This window comes from Salinivibrio sp. MA427 (assembly GCF_001996115.1).
Classification (GTDB): domain Bacteria; phylum Pseudomonadota; class Gammaproteobacteria; order Enterobacterales; family Vibrionaceae; genus Salinivibrio; species Salinivibrio costicola.
In genome coordinates this window covers 1-3,272 of sequence record NZ_MUFH01000274.1, presented here as the reverse complement: position 1 = coordinate 3,272, position 3,272 = coordinate 1, and the positions used below count along the sequence as shown (strand labels likewise).

The following is a 3,272-nucleotide window of genomic DNA, read 5'->3' as shown; positions in this document are numbered from 1 at the left end:
ATTACATATATTAATACGCCACATTGTTCATTATTTGCAAGTTATTCGCAATCCTAGCGTATAGTTTTAGTGGCGTTTTGATTCTTGTGTCTAAAAAAATAGAATGCGCGTCGTTTATCATTGGCATGGAAAAGGAATAGAACGCCTGACAACGAGCCGATGATTTTTCAAACATAAACAGTTGCGATAGTGAGCACGATGTGTAGAATGCACTTCGCTTAACGTAGAGGTGCGTTGTTTATGAGTCGTGCGCAAGAGGGTGATACCGATGAGGGCGCATAAAAGGAAACAATGCCGAAGCCAATCAGGTCATCACACCGATTGAGCTGGGGCTGTTACCGAATAGGAGCAGCACTGCCATAGTACTTAGAAACACACTATGGAGCGCTACTGTATGTAGGAGGCAAGTTGTTTGCCGTGTAATACCACGCCTTACCGTCTTCGTTTCTGCAGTAGATCTCCAACCACCTGGTTGATATTGAGATCATGAACTTAACAGACTTTTCTTCATCCGCTTTATCACTGCTTCCTCCGTTGCTGGCCTTGGGTCTCGCGATTGCAACTCGACGTGTCTTATTGTCGTTGGGTATGGGGATAATCCTTGGCACCGTATTACTGACGGATTTTTCACTTGTGCCCGCTAGTCAGTATTTACTGGACGTGATCACTAGCTTATTTATCGGAAGTTACTGGCTGCTTTTCTTGGGGTATTCATCTTTGTTGATGATTACTTTAATAGCTTAGCGGTAGGGGCCGTTTCTCGCCCAGTCACGGATCGTTTTCATGTTTCACGGGCAAAACTTGCCTATATTCTCGACTCGACCGCGGCGCCTATGTGTGTGATTACACCGGCTTCCAGCTGGGGCGCCTATATCATTACCGTTATTGGCTCTATCTTGGTTGCGCATGGTGTTACCGATTACACCGCACTGGGTGCCTTTGTCATCATGATTCCGATGAACTTTTATGCCATTTTTGCGCTGCTGTTAGTGTTTGCCGTGGTCTGGTTTCAGCTTGATATTGGCCCTATGCGCCAATTTGAATACCAAGCAAAAAAAGGCAGCCGATTAGGTGATGAAAGCGAACATTGTGCTGATATTTGCGATGATTTAGGCATCGAAGAAAGTGAAAATGGCAGTGTAGCGGATCTGGTGGCCCCGATAGTCGTGCTAGTGATCGCCACGATTAGCGCCATGCTTTACACCGGTGCGCAATCTTTAGCCGCTGATCATCATGCATTCTCTATCCTGGGAGCGTTTGAGAATACCGACGTCGGCATGTCATTACTGTGGGGCGGACTGGCCGGCCTGTTTGTTGCGCTAGTGATGACGGTTAAACAAGGCATTGCTAAGCCCGATATTGCGAAGACGTTATGGGTCGGCGCTAAATCAATGTTTGGTGCGATTCTTATATTGCTATTTGCTTGGTCGATTGGCCATATCATTGGTGATTTACAAACGGGTAAATCATTTGGTATTATGCTCCCGATTGCGGGGGATCTTGCGGCAGCGACGGATATTGCGCTGATGTTGCCGATGCTGTCTGCGGTATTAGCCGGTGCTGTATTTGGCGATCATTGCTCTCCTATCTCAGATACCACTATTTTATCCTCAACAGGGGCGCGCTGTGGGCATATTGACCATGTCGCCACGCAGCTACCTTACGCAATCGGGGGCGCAGTCGTTGCGACATTTGGCTTCTTAGTGCTTGGCTTTACCGCCTCTTTGTTATGGTCATTAGCCGCGTCGACGCTGGCGTTCATTCTTTTGTGCTCGGGGTTACTTTGGCTTAAAAAGCGGCCCTGTCAATTGAAAGGATAGTCGTTCAAGCCCCGCATAATCGGGGCTTTTCTTTTTCTGCGGGTTCGGTAGCATGCCGGTGTATTGAATGATGTTGGCCCTGAAGTAGGGCGTTAGGTGTAGAGACAGTTATGGCCCAGTTATATTTTTACTATTCGGCAATGAATGCCGGTAAATCGACCACCTTGTTGCAATCTGCGTTCAATTATCAAGAGCGTGGGATGCAGCCTTTACTGTTCACCGCCGCGATCGATAATCGCTACGGGCAAGGTAAAATAAGTTCGCGTATAGGCCTGGACGCGGATGCACATCTGTATGACAACCAAACGTCGTTGTTTGAGCATGTGGCGGCCATTTTATCTCAGGACAAAGTCGACTGTTTGTTAATTGACGAGAGCCAGTTTTTAACCAAGCAGCAAGTACTGGAACTGACTGATGTCGTGGATAAATTGCGGATCCCTGTCCTATGTTATGGTTTGCGTACCGATTTTCGTGGTGAATTGTTTGAAGGGTCACAGTACTTACTCGCGTGGGCTGACAAATTGGTGGAGCTTAAAACTGTGTGTCATTGTGGACGTAAAGCCAGTCGTGTCATTCGGCAAGACGCTGAAGGCAACGCGATTGCAGATGGCGATCAGGTTGTGATTGGGGGCAATGAACGTTATGTCTCTGTTTGTCGTCGCCACTACAAGCAGATGCTCGGACTGCTCTGAGCAATGGAACCGGTGTGACACACTGAAAAGACAAAAAAGGCGAGCAGCAGCTCGCCTTTTCTTCAATTTGGCCGATCGGGATTAGTGCTATTTCACTGCCTCTTGATCGACTGGCACAATTTGGCTGGCATGGTAGCCTTTGGGTCCTTCCTCGACTTCGTAGCTGACAGTTTGCCCCGCTTTTAATGTCTTATATCCATCCATTTGAATCGTAGAGTAGTGAGCGAATACGTCTCCTTCCCCTTCTCCTGGACAAATAAAGCCAAATCCTTTTGCATTGTTAAACCATTTTACTGTACCAGTTTCCATGCGACACATCCTTCTTGCATCAAACTTTGCATACCTCGTGATAAACGCCTTGTCACCTTCTGGTTAGCCTTGAGCTTGGGATTCCCCCTGGCGCAGACTGACCGAAGCCAGCTTGGTCATTTACCTACCACACAATCCACTTTAGTAGATACTTTTAGGCAGTCAAGCGCTGGCTATAACATATAACAAGAATGTAATAATAAATCGAAAAAGTGTGAGGGAGTGACGATAATTCATTAAAGAACAGACATGTCATTTGCATGAATGTCGGACTGTTATCGGTGCTTTTTTGCTCGTGATAAGTGTTGTTTTTATGGTTGGTTTTACATAACACATTGTTTAATAATGTTTTGTTTGAGGAGTTGTTTTTTTGTTGTGATTTGACGTTGCTTGCCGGCTCGGTATCGAGTTTACGAATGCGGGTTAGCGCCAAATGCGTAAACATGAAGGT

The 3,272-nt window shown here is 46.5% G+C and carries 2 protein-coding genes, 1 pseudogene and 1 riboswitch; of the genes and pseudogenes, 2 read left to right on the top strand and 1 reads right to left on the bottom strand.

The features are described 5' to 3' along the window. Positions 1-216: 216 nt before the first annotated feature. Positions 217-398, top strand: a riboswitch (Lysine riboswitch). An 88-nt stretch (positions 399-486) separates the two neighbouring features. Both BZG79_RS13170 and BZG79_RS13165 read left to right on the top strand, forming a co-directional pair. After that, positions 487-1,820: pseudogene (locus BZG79_RS13170) on the top strand (Na+/H+ antiporter NhaC family protein). A gap of 110 nt (positions 1,821-1,930) precedes the next feature. Continuing rightward, positions 1,931-2,512, top strand: coding sequence for a thymidine kinase (locus BZG79_RS13165; protein ID WP_021022430.1), 582 nt, complete (start codon positions 1,931-1,933; stop codon positions 2,510-2,512). A gap of 87 nt (positions 2,513-2,599) precedes the next feature. Here BZG79_RS13165 and cspD read toward each other — a convergent pair whose 3' ends face one another. After that, positions 2,600-2,821: a cold shock domain-containing protein CspD gene (gene cspD / locus BZG79_RS13160; RefSeq protein WP_021022429.1), complete on the bottom strand. Its 222-nt coding sequence runs from the start codon at positions 2,819-2,821 to the stop codon at positions 2,600-2,602. Positions 2,822-3,272: the final 451 nt, after the last annotated feature.